The 20,969-nt window shown below is 50.2% G+C and carries 17 protein-coding genes and 1 tRNA gene; 11 read left to right on the top strand and 7 right to left on the bottom strand.

All coding sequences use genetic code 11. From position 1 onward, the window contains the following. Positions 1 to 62 precede the first annotated feature (62 nt). Positions 63 to 2,492 (bottom strand): TonB-dependent siderophore receptor, encoded by a 2,430-nt coding sequence (locus ACYU8Y_RS01395; RefSeq protein ID WP_460933422.1) that lies wholly within the window; start codon positions 2,490 to 2,492, stop codon positions 63 to 65. Between the two features lie 626 nt (positions 2,493 to 3,118). Here ACYU8Y_RS01395 and ACYU8Y_RS01400 point away from each other — a divergent pair. The 7 genes from ACYU8Y_RS01400 (at position 3,119) to ACYU8Y_RS01430 (ending at position 10,887) form a co-directional block, all read left to right on the top strand. Beyond that, on the top strand, positions 3,119 to 3,520 hold the full coding sequence (locus ACYU8Y_RS01400; RefSeq protein WP_460933424.1) for a hypothetical protein: 402 nt from the start codon (positions 3,119 to 3,121) through the stop codon (positions 3,518 to 3,520). Positions 3,521 to 3,672: 152 nt separating this feature from the next. Beyond that, positions 3,673 to 4,074, top strand: a complete 402-nt coding sequence (locus ACYU8Y_RS01405; protein WP_460933426.1) for a LytR/AlgR family response regulator transcription factor — start codon at positions 3,673 to 3,675, stop codon at positions 4,072 to 4,074. A gap of 586 nt (positions 4,075 to 4,660) precedes the next feature. After that, positions 4,661 to 5,026, top strand: coding sequence for a hypothetical protein (locus ACYU8Y_RS01410; protein WP_460933427.1), 366 nt, complete (start codon positions 4,661 to 4,663; stop codon positions 5,024 to 5,026). Positions 5,027 to 5,461: 435 nt separating this feature from the next. Continuing rightward, positions 5,462 to 7,567, top strand: coding sequence for an outer membrane protein assembly factor BamB family protein (locus ACYU8Y_RS01415; RefSeq protein WP_460933429.1), 2,106 nt, complete (start codon positions 5,462 to 5,464; stop codon positions 7,565 to 7,567). A 313-nt stretch (positions 7,568 to 7,880) separates the two neighbouring features. Continuing rightward, on the top strand, positions 7,881 to 8,603 hold the full coding sequence (locus tag ACYU8Y_RS01420) for a response regulator (RefSeq protein WP_460933431.1): 723 nt from the start codon (positions 7,881 to 7,883) through the stop codon (positions 8,601 to 8,603). 302 nt (positions 8,604 to 8,905) lie between these two features. Continuing rightward, complete coding sequence (locus ACYU8Y_RS01425) at positions 8,906 to 9,799, top strand: YihY/virulence factor BrkB family protein (RefSeq protein WP_460933614.1); 894 nt, start codon at positions 8,906 to 8,908, stop codon at positions 9,797 to 9,799. Between the two features lie 179 nt (positions 9,800 to 9,978). Continuing rightward, positions 9,979 to 10,887 (top strand): manganese catalase family protein, encoded by a 909-nt coding sequence (locus tag ACYU8Y_RS01430; protein WP_460933433.1) that lies wholly within the window; start codon positions 9,979 to 9,981, stop codon positions 10,885 to 10,887. A 146-nt stretch (positions 10,888 to 11,033) separates the two neighbouring features. Here the strand turns inward: ACYU8Y_RS01430 and ACYU8Y_RS01435 are convergent, their stop codons facing one another. The 4 genes from ACYU8Y_RS01435 to ACYU8Y_RS01450 all read right to left on the bottom strand — a co-directional run bounded on the left by ACYU8Y_RS01435 (position 11,034) and on the right by ACYU8Y_RS01450 (position 15,254). Beyond that, a complete protein-coding gene (locus ACYU8Y_RS01435) occupies positions 11,034 to 12,272 on the bottom strand; it encodes an acetate/propionate family kinase (RefSeq protein ID WP_460933435.1) in 1,239 nt (412 codons plus the stop codon). Between the two features lie 20 nt (positions 12,273 to 12,292). Next, positions 12,293 to 14,389: a phosphate acetyltransferase gene (gene pta, locus ACYU8Y_RS01440; RefSeq protein ID WP_460933437.1), complete on the bottom strand. Its 2,097-nt coding sequence runs from the start codon at positions 14,387 to 14,389 to the stop codon at positions 12,293 to 12,295. A gap of 86 nt (positions 14,390 to 14,475) precedes the next feature. Further along, on the bottom strand, positions 14,476 to 14,583 hold the full coding sequence (locus ACYU8Y_RS01445; RefSeq protein WP_460933439.1) for a phosphoketolase family protein: 108 nt from the start codon (positions 14,581 to 14,583) through the stop codon (positions 14,476 to 14,478). A gap of 251 nt (positions 14,584 to 14,834) precedes the next feature. Then, positions 14,835 to 15,254, bottom strand: coding sequence for a pyridoxamine 5'-phosphate oxidase family protein (locus ACYU8Y_RS01450; RefSeq protein ID WP_460933441.1), 420 nt, complete (start codon positions 15,252 to 15,254; stop codon positions 14,835 to 14,837). 233 nt (positions 15,255 to 15,487) lie between these two features. Between ACYU8Y_RS01450 and ACYU8Y_RS01455 the strand changes: the two genes are divergently transcribed. The 4 genes from ACYU8Y_RS01455 (at position 15,488) to ACYU8Y_RS01470 (ending at position 19,419) form a co-directional block, all read left to right on the top strand. Beyond that, positions 15,488 to 16,306, top strand: coding sequence for a universal stress protein (locus ACYU8Y_RS01455; protein ID WP_460933443.1), 819 nt, complete (start codon positions 15,488 to 15,490; stop codon positions 16,304 to 16,306). A 55-nt stretch (positions 16,307 to 16,361) separates the two neighbouring features. Beyond that, positions 16,362 to 17,381: an alcohol dehydrogenase AdhP gene (gene adhP, locus ACYU8Y_RS01460; RefSeq protein WP_460933445.1), complete on the top strand. Its 1,020-nt coding sequence runs from the start codon at positions 16,362 to 16,364 to the stop codon at positions 17,379 to 17,381. 251 nt (positions 17,382 to 17,632) lie between these two features. After that, positions 17,633 to 18,595 (top strand): SDR family oxidoreductase, encoded by a 963-nt coding sequence (locus tag ACYU8Y_RS01465; protein ID WP_460933447.1) that lies wholly within the window; start codon positions 17,633 to 17,635, stop codon positions 18,593 to 18,595. Between the two features lie 107 nt (positions 18,596 to 18,702). Further along, positions 18,703 to 19,419 (top strand): helix-turn-helix domain-containing protein, encoded by a 717-nt coding sequence (locus ACYU8Y_RS01470; RefSeq protein WP_460933449.1) that lies wholly within the window; start codon positions 18,703 to 18,705, stop codon positions 19,417 to 19,419. 112 nt (positions 19,420 to 19,531) lie between these two features. Here ACYU8Y_RS01470 and ACYU8Y_RS01475 read toward each other — a convergent pair. Then, a tRNA-Asp gene (locus ACYU8Y_RS01475) sits at positions 19,532 to 19,608 on the bottom strand. A 186-nt stretch (positions 19,609 to 19,794) separates the two neighbouring features. Beyond that, positions 19,795 to 20,943: a glycoside hydrolase 5 family protein gene (locus ACYU8Y_RS01480; protein ID WP_460933451.1), complete on the bottom strand. Its 1,149-nt coding sequence runs from the start codon at positions 20,941 to 20,943 to the stop codon at positions 19,795 to 19,797. Positions 20,944 to 20,969: the final 26 nt, after the last annotated feature.

Genomic DNA, 20,969 nt, shown 5'->3' on the forward strand with positions numbered 1-20,969 from the left:
GGAGTCACGGCTTTTTCGATTTCAGTGCGTTCTAGAGCACTAGTCGACTCGAGCGACCTGGTTTAGAAACGATAGGAAAGTGTTGCCACGAATTGCCGGGGTGGAATCGGCATAATGCTATAACGGTCGTGAATCAGGTAATTCAATTCATTGGTGATGTTCGAAACTTTCGTCAGCAATGAAATTTTCTGATACGTGTATCCCGCCGACAGGTCAAAGGTAGCAAAGCCAGTTAATGGAATCAGGCGGCTAAATTCCGGTGTTTGGCCATAGGTGTTGTTGTTGCCCCCGTATCGGGCACCGGTATAGAAAGCTGACGCCCCCAGTTTAAGGCCCCGTAATACCGACCGATCGACGGTGTAGAAAAGAGTGAAATTGCCCGTATGCGCCGGGTTATTGGTCAGGCGTTCGCCTTCAATGAATGACCCCCTTGCCTGCGATGTTTTCGTATACCGCATGTAATTGTAGCCGTAGCCCGTAATGAAGTATAGGTTTTTCGACAGGGTACCGGTCAAATCAACTTCCAGACCATCACTGGTTGTCTGTCCCGTAAACTCTTTCACGTTTGCGTCCGTATTTGAGGAACCATCCGCTTTAAACAACGCCATTTGCGCCAGATCGCTGTTGACGATGTGGTAGAGCCCAACATTGGCCGTGAGCCGTCCGCCCAAAAACTCATTCTTCACGCCCACTTCATACTGGTCAACAATCGATGGTTTCAGTAGCTGTCCCGTGATATCAACTCCCGAATTGATGGTGAAATTATTGGCGTAACTACCAAAGAATGATGTTGTTTTGGTGGGCTGGTAGATCAGCGCCACCTTTGGCGACAGAGCCGCATCGGTTTTTGTTTCGGCCGTTCCTCTCGTCTCAACTTGCGTGTTCAGATTAAGAATGGTCGTCTGAATGGTTCTTTGTTGTGACCAGCGTAGGCCAACCAATACCTTGACTTTTTCGGTCAGACTAACCAGATCCTGGGCATAAAAACCCAATCGGGTTGACGGCGACGTTGTCCGGGAGATAGCCCTTGCGTCCGGAATGTCGGAACGAGTTTCGAACTTAGTTGGGTCAAGAATATTGATCTTATCGTAGGTCGTTACCGCAACGCCATTGCTGGTGATGGTAAACGTATTGGTTTCGCTAACAATACCAACCAGGTCAGAACCTACCAAAAGTTGGTGGCCAATCGAGCCCGTCGTAAACCGACCATTGAGGTTAGCCTGGCCCGTGTAGTCGTTTTCTGCCGTTTGTGTCCGGCTCAGCGAACGACTCCAGTCGCCATTGGCCGCTACATTGTTGTTGGGTACGCCCGCTCCGTAAGCCGTTACCTTCGTGCCTTGTGCGGAAGCAATGAAGGTCAGTTTCCAGTTGTTGTTGAACGCATGATCGAGGTTGAGTGATCCCGTGGTTTGTTTCAGATTATTATAGGCCCAGGTTGTGTTGATAAACCGAGAACGGGGAACATCCGGAATTAGAGCATCCTGATTGAGATTCAGAGAGCCGATGCCGTTGTCGGGCGTTAGATTCGATTTCAGGTAATCGCCCTGCAGCAGAATCGTTGTCTTCTGGCCAAGCTTGTAGAGCAGAGACGGATTGACATAAACGCGGTTGGTTTTCACGACATCCCGGTAGCTTTTGGCATCCTCATAGGTGCCAACAACCCGAAATGCCAGATTTTTCGCCAGCGGACCATATACATCGACGACGGGTTTGTATAGGCTATAGCTGCCCGCACGCATGGACACCTCACCGCCAAAATTAAATTTTGGTTTTTTGGTAACCATGTTTACGATCAGGCCGCCAGACACGTTACCGTATAAAAGGGATGAACTGCCTTTCAGGACCTCTACCGACTCCAGCGTACTGGCCTCGGGGAAACCCATTGTGTTGGTGATGACCCCGTTTTTGAAAATGTTACCGCCTGCACCAGCGATTCCGATGCTGTACCCACGGGCCGAGAATGTTTCAGCCACACCGCCCCGCTGCTGCGTTAACGAAACGCCACTCACATTTTTGAGGGCATCGCCAAGGCGCGATATCTGTTGATCTTCGATGACAACGCTGCTAACAACGCCCGTCATCTGGGGCATGTCTAGTGGAGACAGGTTGGCTTTACCCATGGTTACGGCTTTGTTGGTAGCCGTAACCTCGACTTCATTGAGTTGATCCGTGTTTTCTGCCAATGTGAAATCAACGTTAGTTGTTTCTCCTGCTTGTACGGAAATCGTTTTCTCTTGCGTTTGCAGGCCCACGAACGTTACGCGTAACGTGTAAATACCCTTATTGATACCCGTCAAACGGAAAGATCCGTCTTCGGCTGTAACCGTGCCTTTACGGATCTCTTTAAAGCCAACGTTAACGAATGAAGCAGCTGTTCCATCGCTGGTTTTAACAACACCTGTAATGGATCCATGATTTTGAGCAAATAGAGGAGTGCCCGGAATGACCAATAACGCTAGTAAACAAAAGTAGAGAGTATAACGAAGTCTCATTTATTTAGATTAATTATAAGTAGCTTCAAATATAAAGTTCCTGTCATGTACGACCAAGAGTTATTTAGAATAATTCTTTATAAGATCAGTAGAGTTATATTTTTTCCGGCAAATGTGAAACTCATCAGAATGAAAGACGAGCTAGTCTGCAGATAAGTCGTTACGGTTAATTTTCGGAGGAGCACAGGCCGATTCATTGAATAGCCACTATGAGGGGCATTTTAGCTGAATTCAGTAAAACAAAATCTTATCATTTATTGATTAATCGGTCAATCGCGTCAGAAGCCTACTACGTATATATGATTATACTTGTCTAGTACAAGTATGTGGACGGTCAGCGAGATGGTTGGCAACGGATAGCTGTTGGTTACAATCTAGGCTACTTGCTCTTGCGTATATGGTTATGCTTTCGGGATTGAAAAACGGTATACTATACATTTCTTTTTGTAGTAATCAGGTCGTTACCACGCCTGTGGGATAGCCTATTTTGCGCTAGTACATTGGAGTACGTGTAAAATTTTGTCGATAAATTAACATATTGATATAAATTGTTATAATTGGCACAGATTATGCAACGAATTGATTGCTTTTTTCCTGCTTCTCCCACAACTCATACCTCTCTGATTATGGATATTCCAGAAGACGACATTGTTTCCAAAACCCTCGATGCGGCTATTAGGGGGCAGCAAGTTGTTCAGATCAGGCTAGAAAATACATGGCGCACCGTAGAGCCCTACCTAATGGGCCTTCACCGGGTTACGCAGGGACCGGTCCTGTATGGCTATTGCCGGGATACTGTTCCGAACTACACGACGCCCAGTAGATGGGAAATTTTTCATCTGGACAAGGTCGATTCTATCGAATTAACGAGCTACTCCTTTTTGCCCCACATTGACTACAAAGGCCGGGTCGAGTCTGTAGAGCCGGTTTTTCGCTTCGTAAAACCGCAGTTGGATGGCGAAGTTCCAGCGTATTGGCCAGTTCAGGTACCTCATTATTTGAGCAGGAAAATTCGGCTACCAAGGTAACGATACGAAAGAAGTTGTCTTTGCCGCCCTGAAGTTCAGGTATTGATCCGACTAGCGTATATAGGCATAGTCGGGCAACACTGATGGATGGGTAATTATAGGTTGTTTTATTAATAAAAGCTTTCCCACACCTGGTATAACTACTACTCTATATGGCTTTTTATGCTGATTCTGAACCAGCGATTGCTGCTGATCTACTTTCCTGGCCACCTTTGCGGGTATATACCGCGAATGCGGGCACTCAATGGATACCTATAGCTGATTTGGTGCATTTGGAGGGTGAAACAAGCTACACATGGCTGCATTGGGCGGATGGACGTCGTCTGTTGGTTCCTTACACGTTAAAATCATTTGAAGCTAAATTACCAACCAACTGGTTTGTTCGCCTGCACCGGCGATATCTGGTCAATCGCCGGTTTATAGAGCGCGTAGATAATGACTTGGAAGGTATATCGGTCTATTTGACGACTGGGATGAAATGCCCAATATCACGTCGTAAATGGCCCCTGGTATACCAGCAAATAGGCTGTTCAAAAAGACGACTGAATTATTGAGTGCCTTGTTGATTGGGATATTCTACAAGGTTTGTAGTCAATAGGATATCCCGTTCGTTGTAAAACCCTGGCATCGCTAGGGTTTTTTGTGTGTAAAGTGCATACTAGCACTAAGTACATAAATACAGCGTACAGCTGGCGATCACTTGACGTTGGCATCAATAACTGGAAAGGAATTTGTCCAAAGCGCCAGGGGTGTAAGTGGCGGACACAGGTAAGAAGGGTTGTTAGAGAAAGGCCAGTGGGGAACCAGAGAAGAAGCGGGCCGACAGAAGCAAAAAAATCAGCCGGCCTACTAAGCGCAGGCCGGTGAAAACCTTCCTCTTTTTATCCGCACATATATACGGGGCATTGGGGAAGGCGGATTTATTCCAATCAAACTTTTTTTCGAAAAGCTATAAATGACACCTTCCGGTTCAATTAACTACTTAAACAAGGCGTTTAAGTTCTTGTCAAGAAAATTACTAAACATCTGATAGACAAATAGCTGACGTTGTTAATTTATATTTATTTAATTTGAGTATTGAGAAAAAAATATTGTTTTTTCAGTTATCTTTATATTTTAAATGAAATATATAAATAGCAAATGTCAAATATAGAAAGTGAAGTAGACCCTATCGAGCCCAAGGCCATAATTCGCTATATGCTCTATACTGATGTTAATCGACGGCGTGCTACCCAGGTCGGGCATGACACCTGGGTTGACCGGGCAACAATATTCGACGATACGTATGACTACGGCACGAAACACAAGCTACTTTTTAGTGAGATCGACGACGAGCCCAGTTACTATGTCGTAGCTATGCCACCTTATATTCGGCAGATGCCGCATCCGGAAAAAGAAGATCAAGTCATACCCATACGGCTCATCTATCTGACAACAGTTGCCTTGTGGCCTTTCTTCGACCCCATAGCGGGTGGGGCATTCGATAAAGCAATGCTTCCGGAATAAACCGGGTGTATTACGATAGGTTATTTATTATAATCTGATCTTAACATGGCCGTTCCCTTGTAGGTCTATCTTTATATGGACAATAGGTAATGTTGAACATCATGTGGAAATAACCAAACGCTGGTCTCTTTGAGGCCAGCGTTTTTTGTTGATCGATTGGGGCTAAACTATCCATTGCGTCAGATTACAAGAATCAGCAAGTAAAAATTGAGTCTTATGGTTCCGCCTTGGTCGGACCGTTGAACACCAGAAAGGTAGAAATTAGCCAATTGGCCTTTTTAACAGGCGGCCCAAGTCAGCGCTGAACTTCTTGTTTATAGACTCGATACAGGGCATAGCGAACCTAACAACAGGGGAGGTTTACCCTGGAAACCCCCTGGTTACCGCAACGTTCAGTCATTTTGTGTCTATCTGTCTATTCCGCTACCCTTGCTCATGAAACAGTTCACCTACCCCGCCTTGCTCCTGACCGTTGGCCTGCTCAGCCTCACTCATCAACCCGTCAATACTGACTGGCCTGAATACAACGGCGGTCCTGATCGTAACCATTTTTCGCCCCTTACGCAGCTAAATTCCGGCAACGTGGCAGGTTTACAGGTCGCCTGGGAATATGCGTCGGGCGGAGTCGATACGCTGAAAAACAACACCCAGATTCAGTGCAACCCGCTTATCATCGACGGCGTCCTATACGGGGTTTCAGCGGGGTCGCAGGCCTTTGCCCTCGACGCGGCCACGGGCAAAGAGCTCTGGAAAACGGCCTTCACCGACGATACCTTTGCCATGAATAGCCGGGGCGTTACCTACTGGACTGATGGGCGGGAGGCCCGCATTTTTTTTGCCTATGGGTCGCTGCTTTACGCCCTCGACGCCCGAACGGGAAAACCAGTAGCCAGTTTTGGCAAGGGCGGGAAAATCAACTTAAAAGAGGGCCTCGCCCGGCCCGGAGCCGACGAGTACGTGGTGAGCAATACGCCCGGCGTAGTGTATAAAAATCTGCTCATCATGGGCCACCGGGTGTCGGAGATTGCCCCGGCCCTGCCCGGCGACGTGCGCGCCTATGATCTGCATACGGGGCGGCTCGTCTGGACGTTCCACACCATTCCACACTCCGGTGAGTACGGAGCCGATACCTGGCCTAAAGACGGCTACCGTAACTTCGGTGGAGCCAACAACTGGATGGGCATGGCCATCGACCGCCAGCGCGGCATTGTTTACGTGCCTACTGGGACGGCGGCATTCGATTTATACGGCAGTACTCGGCCTGGCCAGAACCTGTTCGGCAACAGCCTTATCGCTCTCGATGCGGCCACGGGCAAGCGGCTTTGGCATTTCCAGACAATCCACCACGACATATGGGATCGCGATATTCCGGCTCCGCCTAATTTATTCACCGTCATTCATGGCGGCAAAAAGGTGGATGCCGTTTCGGTTCTATCAAAACAAGGCTTCCTGTTTGTTTTCGACCGGGTCACGGGTAAACCGCTGTTTCCGATCGAAGAACGTCCTATGCCCGCTTCCAGCGTTCCGGGAGAAAAAGCCTGGCCCACTCAACCGATTCCCCTGAAACCCGCGCCGTTTACCCGGCAATCGTTTTTGGAAAGCGATATTAACGATTTTGTCACCGACCGCGACACGATCGTGGCCCAGCTCCGGCGCTGGCAAACAGGTAAGGAGTTTATTCCCCTGCCACTGAGTCCCAACCGGACCGTGTTTTTTCCCGGTACCGATGGTGGCGCACAGTGGGGTGGGGCCGCGGTAGACGAAGCCGGTATTATGTACGTTCCGGCCAAGCAAATTCCGGTCACGATGGCGCTGGTTCCGACGCAAGCTAGTTCGTTGTCAGCACCGCCCGTTGATCGTACCGGTAGCCAACTTTACCAAACCCACTGTGCTGCCTGCCACGGCCAAAACCGCGAAGGCAGTCACGATGGCACCTATCCGGCCCTGACCAGCATTTCCCAAAAACGCAACGAGACGTCCGTAGCCCAGGTTCTGGCCAAAGGGCAGGGTATGATGCCTGCTTTCACCCACCTGAAGGAAACCGAGCGGAAGGCCATTGTGGATTATTTGTTCGGCAGGACGACGTCTGTCGCCAGCAAGGCGGGGCTGAACACTGCGCCCTATCACCATACCGGGTTTACCCGCTGGTACGACCGGGCCGGGTATCCTGTGAGCCGCCCACCCTGGGGTACGCTGACGGCGATCGACCTGAATACGGGCGAGCACCGTTGGCAAGTGCCGCTGGGCGAGTACCCCGAACTGGTGGCGAAGGGCCTGCCCCCGACGGGCACCGACAACTATGGTGCTCCGGCCGTCACGGCGGGTGGGTTGCTGTTCATCGCGTCCTCCCGCGACGAACTGATTCGGGCTTTCGACCGCCAATCGGGCCGTGAACTCTGGCGCGCCAAACTGCCCGCTGCCGGGTATGCTTCGCCAAGTACGTACGCTGTCAATGGTAAGCAATACGTGGTGATTGCCTGCGGGGGCGGTAAACTCAAAACAAAGTCGGGAGATCGATACGTGGCGTTTGCGTTGCCGTAGTTGTGGGGACAGTGGGAGCACGGTGGGTAACGCACATCGCTCGCTCATGTCCCGCCTAATGCATCGTAGCTCTGGTATTGAATCGCCCGTGCAAGGACAATGCGACTGATTGTCAGCGATGAATGAAAATTAGGCTACTGACTTCGAATGGGCGGATAAGGCTCCGAATTCTCATTATCCAATCACTCGTCCAGAAGTCCCGCAGTTACATAAGTTAAGGTAAGTAGCTCGATTGAATCTTACAGCAGTATTGTCGCAAACCTTAGAACGGTATCCATTCGGCGTGTAGTACTCACAAACCAAAGCCGCAAGTATGAACAACCTTAATAAGTCTTCCCGACGACAGTTTATTCGACACGCTACGGTTGCCGGTTCGGGTGCCCTGGCAGGCTCTCCTTTGCTACTGAAACCTTCGCCCAACGACGTAAATCTTGTGCTATCCCAACCAAACTATCCCATGGTACCTGAAAATCAGTCAAGTCAGCCTGGAGAGCAGCCCTTAATCACATTTGCCCGTTGCCTGGCGCAGTATCGGGCTCGTGTTTACGAAGCCTGCAAGATCGAGGAGAATAACCGATTTGGGAAGATGAAGTCTTATGTGGATGGTCAGTTGTCTGAAAACAAACCCATCATCCTGGTTATTGAAGATAATGAGGATCAATTGTTTCTAACACGCTGGGCCTTGCTTCAACGGTTTTCGAATGCGGAGATCGTTTGGCTTTCTGAGGCCACCAGGGTGATGCCTTACCTGGAGTCCTGCCTGCAACAGGAACAAGAATTACCGCAACTGATCCTGGTCGATTTGTATTTACCAGATGCCAGGGAAGGGTTGAACGTCCTGCAACGGGTGAAGTCGCATCCCGTGTGCTGCCGTGTACCGGCCGTTATGCTGAGCTGGTCAAGTGACGCAGAGGATATCGCCAATGCATTCAATTGTTCGGCGGATGCTTATCTGGTCAAGCCCGGCAATTATCGGGACTGGCTGTCCGAATTATCCTTGCTGGATGTGTACTTGAACCGGTCCAGGCTCGTGTGATTGATCAAGCAGGCCTGTACCAGACCGCCTTAGATAAAAAGGTAACAACTTACCGCTATCTCTGTTATACTCATGAGTGCAACTACTTGTTGGTCTGAATAACTGCTCATCAAGCCGATGTCAGTTGTTTTACGTCTTCAAATTTCACGTTCATGAGCAATTCACTGGCCCGTTTCTACAACCGTTTATTTGCCAAATCTATCCCGCCATTACCGTCTTCTGAAGGGCCGATCGCGGTGCAGGCGGACAAGAGCTTCCTGGCTAGCACGAAGACTATACTAAGCGACTCATTCAATGGCTTTATGAATGATCGGGGTTTGAAATTAAGTGCCGCCCTGGCTTATTACACCATTTTTTCCCTGGCTCCTCTACTCGTACTGGTCATCTCCCTGGTGAGTGTGTTTCTGGGTCAGGAAGCGGCTCAAGGTCAGATTTTTGGCCAGATCAACGGGCTGGTCGGCAATGAAGCGGCCAAACAGATTCAGGACATGATCAAAAATGTTAGTCTGTCGGGCAAAACCAATTCGGCCCTGGTCATTGGCATTGTTACCTTGCTGATCGGCGCAACCGGCCTCTTTGGCGAAATTCAGGATTCAGTCAATCTGATCTGGCGCGTCAAAGCCAAGCCCGAGAAGGGCTGGCTCAAGCTGATCCAGGATCGGCTATTATCGTCTTCGCTTATTGTTAGTTTAGGCTTTCTGTTAATGGTCTCCCTGATAATTAATGGGCTGGTACTGGCCTTGAGTGATCACTTAACCCGATTCCTGCCTGGCCTAAGCGTGTATCTGATCAGTGGGCTAAATTTTCTGATCAGTACGGCCGTCATTACGGTTTTGTTCGCGGTCATTTTCAAAGTCCTTCCTGATGCCCAAATTGCCTGGAAAGATGTTCGCTGGGGGGCTCTGTTTACCGCTGGCCTATTTATGATTGGCCGGTATGCTATCGGCCTTTATATCGATACAACCGCCACCAGTTCAGCCTACGGGGCTGCGGGCTCGTTGATCGTTATCTTAACCTGGATTTATTATACCGCGGCTATTCTTTATTTCGGGGCTGAGTTTACGTTGGCTTACGCCAACCATTTCGGTATCAAGATTGAGCCTGCCAAACACGCGGTCTTCATTGAACAAACGGAACGGGAGCGAGAAGTTAAAACCATTCCAACCGAACAGAAGGTAGCCCAGAGCAGGCAATAAAACGTTGTCAACACGGCAAGCAAACTTCCTATACCCTCTCTGAACGATAAGCGTAACGACACGGGCGAACGGTAAAAGGACTTAATTCTCATTTATTAAAAAAATTAACAACCAATGTCTATAGAATTGGTTAGGTAATCAATAGGCTTTCGCTTACGAATTAACTAACCAAAATAGATATGATCTTAAAGATGGATCGGCTTCCCATTGAGTTGCCCACTCCCAAAAACCCTTCGGCCAACGATGCAGCCGCAATTCAAGAACTGTTAGGTGGTAAATTCGGCGAGATGTCTACGCTGATGAACTACACCTTTCAATCGTTCAACTTCCGGGGACGTAAGAAAATACGCCCCTTTTACGATGTTATCGCCAGTATTGCCGGGGAGGAATATGGCCACATCGAAGTCGTTTCCTACGCCATCAATCTGCTGCTGACAGGAACGACGAAACGGGGGCATGATCCGGTACCTGCTCCGCTGGCCGATGCGACCAACTTCCGCAATACGAGTCACTTCATCGCTAGTGGACAAGGTGCCTTACCGCTCGACTCGATGGGTCGCTTCTGGACGGGGGAGAACGTCTTCAGTAGTGGTAATCTGAAGCTGGATTTACTGCATAACTTCTTTCTCGAGTGCGGTGCCCGAGCCAATAAGATACGCGCCTACGAGATGGTCTCCGATCCAACTGCCCGTACAATGGTGGGCTACCTGCTTGTGCGGGGCGGGCTACACGTAGTAGCCTATGCCAAAGCTCTGGAGAAACTGACTGGTGTGGAAGTAACCAAGTTGTTACCCATTCCTCCTCTGAGCAATGATGCTTTCCCGGAAGCCAAGAAGTTTATGGAGCAGAAGCTTCATTTGCAACTTTACACCTTTAGTCAGGAAGATTATAAGCAGGCGGGCCTGATCTGGAATGGTCCCCACCCCGATGATGGTCAGGAATGCGTGGTTATTGAAGGAGCCATGCCGGGCTATGCGGTTCCTGATCTGGAGGAAGAGCCTCAGTTAAATGCACCGGGTGCCGATGACTTCGATCCGCAAATGTTCGCTGACATTGCCAAGAAAATGGGGCTCAAATATGAGTACTAGATAGAGCCTGAAAACACGGGTCTCGCTCTGGTACCAATGATTGATTCGCTTCAGCATTTATAGGTTTCAACGAAAGCCGCTACCGTCAGTCAATTGACTGACGGCAGCGGCTTTCGTTACGTTTGCGACGGTGGGTATTGGGCATTCTACAAGCTCGTCTCTGTTGGGTAATTCCTCGATTCGGAATTAGTTGCCCGCAACAGGGCATAACTCTGACCAGCAATTTCCAACTCTTCGTTGGTTGGGATCACTAAAATTTTAACCGCTGCGTCGGCTCGACTAATGTCCCGAATTGCCCCGGAAGGCGCGCTGTTTTTCTCCGAATCGAGGTGAATGTTCAGAAAGTCCAGACCAGTACAGATCCGCTGGCGCATGGCGCTGTCGTTTTCGCCGACGCCTGCGGTAAAAATCAACGCGTCCAATCCGTTCAGAACGGCGGTGTACGCGCCAATGTATTTTCGGATTCGGTAAGCGTAAATCTCCAGCGCCAGTTCAGCCGCCCGATCTCCTGCTGCCAGCGCTTTACCAACATCACGCATATCACTCATACCCGTCATTCCCTGCATACCCGACTCCTTATTGAGCAACGTATTCACCTCATCAGCGCTGTAGCCTTGCGAAAGCAGGTGGAAAATGACGGCGGGGTCGATATCGCCTGAACGGGTTCCCATAACCAGACCCGCCAGTGGACTAAAGCCCATGCTGGTGTCGATCGACTGACCTGCCCGTACAGCGGTAATGCTACACCCATTCCCCAAATGGATACTGATGAGTTTAGCATCGGGTTTTCCTAACCAGGCCGTGGCTTTCGCACTTACATATTTATGGCTGGTACCATGAAACCCATAAACCCGGATTCGCTCGTTTACGTACAGTGCTTCGGGAAGGGCATATCGAAACGCGTAGGCTGGCATGGTCTGGTGGAAAGCCGTGTCGAAAACAGCGATCTGACTTGCCTTCGGAAACGTTCTCTCGGCAATTTCGATGCATTGATAGTTGACGGGGTTATGAAGCGGAGCCAACGGAAACAGCGCCTTTATCGCTTCTTTAACGGCAGGTGTAATTAACGTGGCGTCGGCAAAGCGTTCGCCCCCATGCACGACCCGGTGGCCAACCACCTGAATCTCATCGGCCGAGTGAATTAAGCCAATCCGGGCATCTGATAACAACTGTAGCATCTGCTGAAGCCCGGCGGCATGGTCAGCGATGGCGGCTTTGTGCTCAATGGTTTGAGCTGGCTCTGTAGTCAGAATTTTATGGCGGATGAAAGCCTCGTCGGTGCCAATTCGTTCAATGAGCCCTGAACAAAGCGGGGTGTCAGCGGGCATGGCGAAGAGCTGGTATTTTAAAGAACTACTGCCCGCGTTGATGACTAACGTATACATAGAATGGAAAAGCAGTGGAGTTATTGGCTATCCTGGCACTGAATGGCCGTAATGACCACGGTATTGAACACGTCATCTACCGTGCAGCCCCGGCTCAGGTCGTTAATGGGTTTATTGAGCCCCTGTAGCATGGGGCCAATCGCCAGCGCCCCCGTTTCGCGTTGAACGGCCTTATAGGTATTATTGCCCGTATTCAAATCCGGGAAAATCAATACACTGGCCCGACCAGCTACGTCGGAGTTGGGTAGTTTCTGGTTACCTACCAGGGGGTCCACAGCCGCGTCGTACTGGATAGGGCCTTCTATTTTAAGATCGGGGCGTTTTTGCCGAACAATGGCCGTAGCCTGCCGGACTTTCTCTACATCTTCGCCTTCGCCCGACGTGCCCGACGAGTACGACAGCATGGCAACGCGCGGCTCGATGCCAAAACGGACGCTGCTTTCGGCCGAGGAGATGGCAATTTCGGCCAATTGAGCGGCCGTCGGGTTTGGATTAACGGCACAGTCGCCAAAAACCGATACGCGGTCGGATAGACACATGAAAAAGACCGACGACACCAGCGACACGCCCGGTTTGGTCTTGATAAATTGCAGCGCTGGCCGGATGGTGTGCTGGGTCGTGTGAACCGCACCCGATACCATGCCATCCGCATGGCCCAGGTAAACCATCATCGTGCCGAAATACGACACATCCAGCATCATATCCCTGGCCATATCGAGGTTCACGTTTTTGGCTTTCCGCAGTTCGTACAGCGTTGTCGCGTAGGCATCATAGTTTTCCGAGGTGGCCGGGTCAATGATGTTGACCACACTGGTGTCAAGCGTTAAGCCCAGTCGTTTGGCGGAGGCCATAATTTCGCCCTCGTTGCCCAGAATAGTCAGGTCAACGATGTTCTGGGCCACCAGCCGAACCGCTGCTTTCAGAATCCGGTCGTCGTTGCCTTCCGGTAAAACAATGTGTTTTTTCTGACTCCGGGCCGCTTTGACGAGCTGATACTGGAACATGTGCGGAGTGATGGCGTCCGAATGAAACGTGACCAGTCGCTCGTCCAGCGCTTTGGTGTCTACGTAGGTCTCGAATACAGTGATCGCCAGTTCGATTTTCCTCCGGTTGTCGGCCGTGATGCGGGAGTGAATGGCTCCTATGGCCGTCGTTGTGCCAAAGGTGCCCTGCTGCACCGTCAGGATGGGAATAACCGTCTGAAGCCCCGCAATCAGGCGGGTAACGGGCTCGTCGGGCACCGTATCGGCGGTCAGCACAATGCCTGCGACTTTGGGATAATTGGCCGACAGATTGGCCTGCAACGCCCCGATGATGATGTCGCCCCGGTCGCCCGGCGTTACGATCAGCACGTTTTCTTTAATGTAGTTCAGGAAGTTGGGCAACATCATGGCTCCCGTCACAAAATTGTCGACCTGATTGGACAACAGGCTTTCGCCCACGAGTACTTTGGCTCCCAGTGCATCCCGTATTTCCTTCATGGTCGGACTTTGCAACTGTTTTTCCCACGGAATGACCGTGAGCATCATGTCGGCGGGGAGTTGCATGCGAAGCAGTTCCCGAACGTCCTCAACCTGCTCCGGCTTTACTCGATTGGCAACCATTCCCAGCACCTGTACCTCCCGGCTTTCGAATCCCTGCAGAGCACTTAGTGCCGAACTGACGATCTGGGCCGTGGATTTCCCTTCCCCAGTAATAATAATGAGAACGGGTGCTCCCAGGTTTTTGGCGATGGCGGCATTGGATTCAAACTCGAAGGCGATGCCTTCGCCTAGAAAATCGCTGCCTTCAATAACCGTAAAGTCACAGGTTTCTTCCAGTTTCTTGTACTTGCTGATGATGGTATTGAGCATCTCGCCCCGCCCTTCCGACTCCATGTGTTGCAGAGCCTCCTGGCGGGTAAACGCGTATGTATCTTCGTAGGCAATGGGTAAAGTAAAGTAGTCCAGAATGGCTTCGATGTGGATCTCCTTCTGACCCGGAATTGGCTGGGTAATAATCGGTTTGAAATAGCCCACTTTCTGCATTTTTCCCAGCAGCCTGTTTACTAACCCCAGTGCCAGTAGCGATTTGCCAGTATAGGGCTCTACCGACGCGATAAATATGGATTTCGTCATAATATGCTTTTAACCTTTTTCGACAGGATTGGCAAGATGAACAGGCTATACACTAGTTCCAAATCTTGTCCGCCCTGTCGAAAGCTTCATCTGTTTCCCAGGTCCAGCTCATTGAGCACAGTCATGTCAAACGGGCTGGTGATGGTACCTTCCTCTTTATAGCCCCGACATAGATGTTGCGATGGTTGGTTCATTTGTAAGTCAGCCGGTGAATCAACCACGGATAACCGTGAAAAGCAAAAAAACGGGTTTATTTTCAGTAAAAAGTAAGTCAAAGGCCGTATCGTCCAGACCACACGGGTGCTCACTGGCCGATGGGTAGTTGGCCGCCCGCCAGTAGGCCTCGATAGCTTGTAACGTTTCGGTAGAAAGGTTAGGGAATGGCTCGGGTTAATTGACTGACATCGCGTTGGTAGAGAAAAAGAGTTGTTTTTGAAGGCGTTACTTAGAACTGAATAGACCGACCGGTTCTCGATAGAATGTGAATCCGATATAATACGGTCGGGGGCGGGGTAGACGGCTCGGGCGTTTCTGAGGGGGGCCACTCGATTGAGGGTAATTCATCATTAAAAAGTGGAGGCTGACGAACACCCAATTGGTGTAGTGCCCACAGCCGTTCATCGCCAGTCAGCTCTTTGGCGACTCCCTGAATCACGACACTCCGCCATAGCGTGGGTGATACCAATTCATCTACCTCGAAGCATACAGTCGGATTTTGGCGAATTAAGCGTGTTTTAGTCCCCTCACGTGTGTGAATATACACGAACTGACCATCATACAGGTAGGTGACCGGAACCAGCGAAATTTCATTGGTTGCGGCACAAGCTAACCGGCCAAACCACTGACTCGTCAACAGGTGCTGCATTAGGTCATCGGTTAAATAGCCAAGCATAGATTACCAGATACGATAGCGGTTTATAAAAAGCAGATCTATCTATACACGCATGTCCCGTATAGGCTGCCACCGTTTAAGCAAAGATAAAGGGTGAGGGTGGGCTGGGGTCTGAGTAGGGTCAGCTGTTGCGTTGATGATTGTCAGGGAACAACCCCAGTTGTCCGCCTACCTTGTGGGCAAATTCGATCATAGACTCACCCACCATGAAAACCCTTGTTTTTGCGACCGATTTTTCCGCCAATTCGCACCGAGCTGCTCGATTTGCGGGTCAGTTAGCCTATGACCTGAAAGCTACCCTGGTTTTAGTCCACGCCTATCACCTCTGGCCGGACAATCCAGCCAAAACGGGTGATTTCCCGCTATCCATAAAAGCCATGCACGATAGCAGCGAAACGAAATTACATAAGCTGGCGGGTGAACTTCGCAACCTACTAGGGCCAACCGTCGCCATCCGGTGCCACGCGCAGGAAGGCCATACCATGAACGCCATCCGTTTGGTGACGAAAACCGAGCAGGCTGATCTGCTGATTATGTCGACGGTAGGGACCGCACCGCAGAGCACGCAACGATTTGGGAGTATTGCCACGGGTATGGTTGCCGAAACGGACGTGCCACTGCTGCTTATTCCGCCGGGGATTAGCTACGCAGGTTTAAAAAACGCCGTGCTGTGCATTGACCTGACTGAGCCACCTAATGCCGTGACCTTCGATCAGGCGTTGCAATTTGCCAAATCGGTTGGCTGCGTGCTGAACGTATTGTGCATCAACGACAAACCCGGCTGGGTCAACATACATGAGCGGGCTGAACACCTGCGTCGGCTGCTGGCTCAGCAACCGCATACGCTCACCATCGAAACCGGAGGAGAGCTTTATGATACGATTCTGACGTTTGCGCACGCCAACAAAACGGACCTGATAATAATGATGCCCCAAATCCGAAGCTGGTTCTGGAAATGGCTGGAGGAGGGCGAAACCCAACGAATGGCCCGTTTAACCGATATCCCGTTACTGGCCATCGTTTAACATTTAATATAAACATCGCTCACGATCAAGTACTCACTTTATGTTACCTACTACAATGAAAGCGGCCGTAGCTCATGCCTATGGCCAACCACTACAACTCGAACAGGTTCCCGTTCCTGCGGTTATTCCTGGCCGCATTCTGGTCAAAGTCGCGGCCTGTGGCGTATGTCATACCGATCTACACGCCATCAACGGCGACTGGCCCGTTAAGGCTACACTGCCCCTGATTCCCGGTCACGAAGGCGTCGGTACGGTTGTCGCTGTCGGCGCTGGTGTAACCAACGTGAAAGAAGGTGATCGCGTCGGCGTCCCCTGGTTATATACGGCCTGCGGCCACTGCGAACACTGTTTTTCGGGCTGGGAAACCCTCTGCGAAAACCAGCAAAATACGGGCTATTCGGTGCAGGGTAGCTACGCCGAATATGTACTGGCTGACCCGAATTACGTAGGCCATCTCCCTGATAACTTGTCCTTTGTTGAGGCTGCTCCCATTCTCTGCGCAGGCGTCACCGTCTACAAAGGACTGAAGGAAACGGATACGAAACCGGGTGAATGGGTGGTTATTTCCGGAATTGGAGGGCTGGGTCATTTAGCCGTGCAATATGCTAAAGCCATGGGTCTGCACGTAGCTGCTGTGGATATTAGTGATGACAAGCTGGCGCTGGCCCAATCGGTGGGGGCTGAGTTAACCATCAACGCAACTGTGGAAGACCCGGTGGCTCGAATTCAGCGAGAAATTCACGGCGCTCATGGTGTGCTGGTAACGGCGGTTTCACGCCCGGCCTTTGCGCAGGGCGTGGGAATGCTACGTCGGCATGGCACATTGTCGCTGGTCGGCCTGCCCCCAGGCGATTTTGATCTGAATATTTTCGATGTGGTGCTGGCTCGTAAAACCGTTCGCGGATCCATAGTCGGTACCCGCCTGGATTTGTCAGAAAGTCTGGCGTTTGCCGCCGACGGGAAAGTAAACGTACACTACCATACCGATCGGCTGGAGAACATCAATCAGGTACTCGCCGACTTGGCCGACGGGCAGATCAACGGACGGGTGGTACTGGAAGTTGCCAACGATTAGCTCTGAAGCTGGTTGAGAATGAAATGCGTGTGAACTGTATGGAACAGGTAAGACTTCCCAGGAAGTCTTACCTGCTTTACGTTATTGGGTGGCGTGGGTTCCGGCCAGGAGTTGCCAGTCCCCAATCGAAAGTTTTCTTCGTTCGTCCTTTCGGACAGTTGACCTCCACAACAAACAAAACTTGACCCTCACAACAAAACTCCCCTCTGGTTTATTCCCCAATTTTGGGCTTGTATTCAAACCAAGAAACAATGAATAATCAAACCGTATTGGTAACCGGGGGAACGGGTTTTGTGGGGATTTACACGATTTTGAGCCTGCTTCAAAAAGGGTACACCGTTAAAACGACCCTACGCTCTCTAGCTAAGAAAGATCAAATCGTTCAGGCCCTGACAGAAGCCGGCATGGTCGATTTTGACAGGCTGTCCTACGTTGAAGCTGACCTAACCTCCGATATGGGTTGGGAGGATGCGGCCGAAGGATGTACGTATGTCTTGCACGTAGCCTCCCCGTTTCCCTTGGTGCAACCTGACGACGAGAACGAACTCATTATACCGGCTCGCGACGGCTCGTTGAGGGTCTTGAAAGCGGCCCAAAAAGCGGGTGTAAAGCGGGTTGTGCTGACCTCTTCATTCGCTGCGATTGGCTACAGTACCGACCCGAACGGGCACATTTTTACGGAGAGCGATTGGACCGACGAAAATGCCCCGGTTCAACCCTACATCAAATCCAAAACAATTGCCGAGAAAGCGGCCTGGGAGTTTATTGCGCAGCAGGGAGCGGGTTTGGAACTAGCCGTTATCAATCCGGTAGGCATTTTTGGCCCCGTTATTGGATGGATTTATCCGGCTTCGTATGAGGGTGTGATCAAAGCGCTCGTTGACGGTACGGTTACCGAAAGCCCCCAATTTACGTTTGGGGTAGTTGATGTGCGGGATGTGGCCGATATTCACATCAGAGCGATGGTGCATCCGGAAGCCAAAGGCCAACGCTTTTTGGCTACGTCAGATGGTGTGGTTAGCTTTTATGACGTAGCCCAGCTTATCAAAAAAGAACGACCGGAAAAAGCTGGTAAGATGGCTGAAATCAACCCTATTGATCCGACATATTACATTCAGATGTCGAATCAAAAATCGCGCGACATTTTGGATTGGCATCCACGAAGCAAAGAAGAAGCGATTCTGGCCAGCCTGGACAGTGAGTTTACGGCGTAAATTTGTGCGCACCTTCAGCCTTCAAAAAATTGATAAACAACCAGATCCATTCCTGCCATTTAGGCCCCGAACTTTCGCCGGAACAATTTATCTCCGACCATTACTTTATGTTCCTGCTGAAGGGATCGATGAAGGCGTATGACGGCAGAAAACACTATGGTATGCAGTCCGGGAATTGCTTCATCGCCCGGAAAAATCATTTGATTCGTTATACCAAATTCAAAGAAAATGACCAGTTTGTCAAGATCATCATCACCTTGGATGAACCCTTCTTAAGACGCTTTACCGAGCGGCATACTTATCCGATAACGCCCTCAATCTATGGCGATTCGTTTCTGTTTGTCAACGAGAACCCATTCATTAAGCAGTATATTCAATCGCTGGAGCCGTATTACTCCAGCGATTCAGCGCTGGATGAAACCTTTGCCGATCTTAAACGGGAAGAGCTATTGCTGATTTTGTTAAGGTCCCAACCCGAGTTGGCCAGTATCTTTTTCAATTTTGGTATTCCCGATAAAATTGATTTGGAAGCGTACATGCAGCAAAATTTTCGCTTCAATGTTAGTCTGGAGCGATTTGCATTCCTGACCGGACGAAGCGTATCATCGTTCAAACGTGATTTCAAAAAAACCTTTGGCATGCCACCTGGAAGCTGGCTCATGAAGAAACGATTGGACGAAGCTTATTTTCAACTCAGCAGTCAACACCAGAAACCAAGCACGGTCTATCTGGAAGTAGGTTTTGAAGACTTGTCCCATTTTTCGTTTGTATTTAAGAAAGCATTTGGCAAAACACCTTCGGAAGTGGCGACAGGCAGGTCGTAAACCACCAGGACAATGTAAATCAGGTCATCCCCGTGAAAGTTAGGAAGATAGCTGTGGCGTAGCGACAAACGAAAAAAGCACTTACCAGAAATGGTAAGTGCTTGATTTTCAGTGGCGGTCCGGACGGGGCTCGAACCCGCGACCCCCTGCGTGACAGGCAGGTATTCTAACCAACTGAACTACCGAACCAACTTTTTGACGTCCGGTTAACGTTGCCGTCTTCCTTTATCGTGGCACAAAAGTAGGCGTTTAGGCTATTCAGTGCAAGGACTCTTCAAAAAAAAATGTGATAAAATTTATCAGCTTTAGCCTATACGTTGGAAATCAGTCGGTTCGTCTTTTAAAATTTTTTTCGGTCGGGCACCAAACAGGATTTTACTTACCCGTAGCCTGTTTGATAGCCGCTACTTCAGCCGGATCGTAAGGAGTTCCATCCTGTTTGAAGACTTCATGAAACCAGATTGAGGGCTCGCGACCATTTACATAAGGCTTTTGCCAGCTATCCCAGGGCATGAAGGTCTGGGTTTTACCCGCCACGAACCCCCAGTTAATCATCCCAACTTTCGCTCGCTTGGCAATGGGCAGGTGAGACTGGAACTTGCTGTTGACGCCCCGCGCCATGTATTCTGTGCAGACAACCGGACGGCCAAACGTAAGCAGCGCCTTAATGGTCTCTTCCAGGGCTTCGGGATTTGAGTATTGATGAAACGTAATAATGTCTGAGTTCTCCATCTGTACTTTTTCCATGGGCGTCCATTTAGCCGGATTTTTCCATTCTTCGGAAGTCCTGAAAACCCACACCCCCGAGGTTAGCGGTTGCGTAGCGCCTGCGGCACGGGCCCATTGAAAAACATGCGGCAACAGTCGCGTTACAATGGCTATTTTTCGGGGTTTCGACAGTTCCGTTTTGATCGTATGGTTTTGTCCGTAACTGTTGTCATTCGTGTTGTCGGGTTCATTCCAGACATCCCAGGCCAGAATACGCTTGTCCTTTTTGAATGCACCGACAACCCCCTTCACATACGCTTCCAGGCGAGGGTACTGTGAAACATCACTGAGCGCATCGGCCCCCGGACTTTGTACCCAACCCGAATTATGGATGCCCGGTGTTGGCTCATGTTGCTTGCCCAGCTTTGGATTGGGGTCCCAGCAGGAATCGAATAAGACAAGCATTGGGCGGATCTTGTGCTTGGCACAAATAGCTAAAAACTGGTCAAGCCGTTTGGTGAACCCGGCGGGGTCTTCCCAAAGTAAGTCGTGCAGAAAGACACGCATGGTATTCATGCCAATCTGTTCGGCCATACCGAGTTCTTTGTCGATCGTAACTGGGTCGAACGTGTCTGCCTGAAACATTTCCAACTCGTTGATGGCGTTGGCCGGGGCATAATTTGAACCGACCAGAAACGGTTCTTTCGCATACCAGGCGTTTGCTTTTGATGACGACCATCGGCCTGTATCGGTGTTTGGCTGCGCCAGCGAAAGGGTGGAAACGAAAAAAAGAAAAAAGATGGTTAAGCGGTTCATAAATAAGTAATTAAGGTTATTGGAAA

Source organism: Spirosoma humi, from assembly GCF_054776575.1.

Coding starts and splice junctions, on each gene's coding strand:
- ACYU8Y_RS01435 (WP_460933435.1), bottom strand. CDS start 12,272: ATGTATACGTTAGTCATCAACGCGGGCAGTAGTTCTTTAAAATACCAG.
- ACYU8Y_RS01425 (WP_460933614.1), top strand. CDS start 8,906: ATGAATGATCGGGGTTTGAAATTAAGTGCCGCCCTGGCTTATTACACC.
- ACYU8Y_RS01465 (WP_460933447.1), top strand. CDS start 17,633: ATGAATAATCAAACCGTATTGGTAACCGGGGGAACGGGTTTTGTGGGG.
- ACYU8Y_RS01400 (WP_460933424.1), top strand. CDS start 3,119: ATGGATATTCCAGAAGACGACATTGTTTCCAAAACCCTCGATGCGGCT.
- ACYU8Y_RS01455 (WP_460933443.1), top strand. CDS start 15,488: ATGAAAACCCTTGTTTTTGCGACCGATTTTTCCGCCAATTCGCACCGA.
- ACYU8Y_RS01420 (WP_460933431.1), top strand. CDS start 7,881: ATGAACAACCTTAATAAGTCTTCCCGACGACAGTTTATTCGACACGCT.
- ACYU8Y_RS01445 (WP_460933439.1), bottom strand. CDS start 14,583: ATGAACCAACCATCGCAACATCTATGTCGGGGCTATAAAGAGGAAGGT.
- ACYU8Y_RS01450 (WP_460933441.1), bottom strand. CDS start 15,254: ATGCAGCACCTGTTGACGAGTCAGTGGTTTGGCCGGTTAGCTTGTGCC.
- ACYU8Y_RS01430 (WP_460933433.1), top strand. CDS start 9,979: ATGATCTTAAAGATGGATCGGCTTCCCATTGAGTTGCCCACTCCCAAA.
- ACYU8Y_RS01410 (WP_460933427.1), top strand. CDS start 4,661: ATGTCAAATATAGAAAGTGAAGTAGACCCTATCGAGCCCAAGGCCATA.
- ACYU8Y_RS01470 (WP_460933449.1), top strand. CDS start 18,703: ATGTTCCTGCTGAAGGGATCGATGAAGGCGTATGACGGCAGAAAACAC.
- ACYU8Y_RS01415 (WP_460933429.1), top strand. CDS start 5,462: ATGAAACAGTTCACCTACCCCGCCTTGCTCCTGACCGTTGGCCTGCTC.
- ACYU8Y_RS01480 (WP_460933451.1), bottom strand. CDS start 20,943: ATGAACCGCTTAACCATCTTTTTTCTTTTTTTCGTTTCCACCCTTTCG.
- adhP (WP_460933445.1), top strand. CDS start 16,362: ATGAAAGCGGCCGTAGCTCATGCCTATGGCCAACCACTACAACTCGAA.
- ACYU8Y_RS01405 (WP_460933426.1), top strand. CDS start 3,673: ATGGCTTTTTATGCTGATTCTGAACCAGCGATTGCTGCTGATCTACTT.
- ACYU8Y_RS01395 (WP_460933422.1), bottom strand. CDS start 2,492: ATGAGACTTCGTTATACTCTCTACTTTTGTTTACTAGCGTTATTGGTC.
- pta (WP_460933437.1), bottom strand. CDS start 14,389: ATGACGAAATCCATATTTATCGCGTCGGTAGAGCCCTATACTGGCAAA.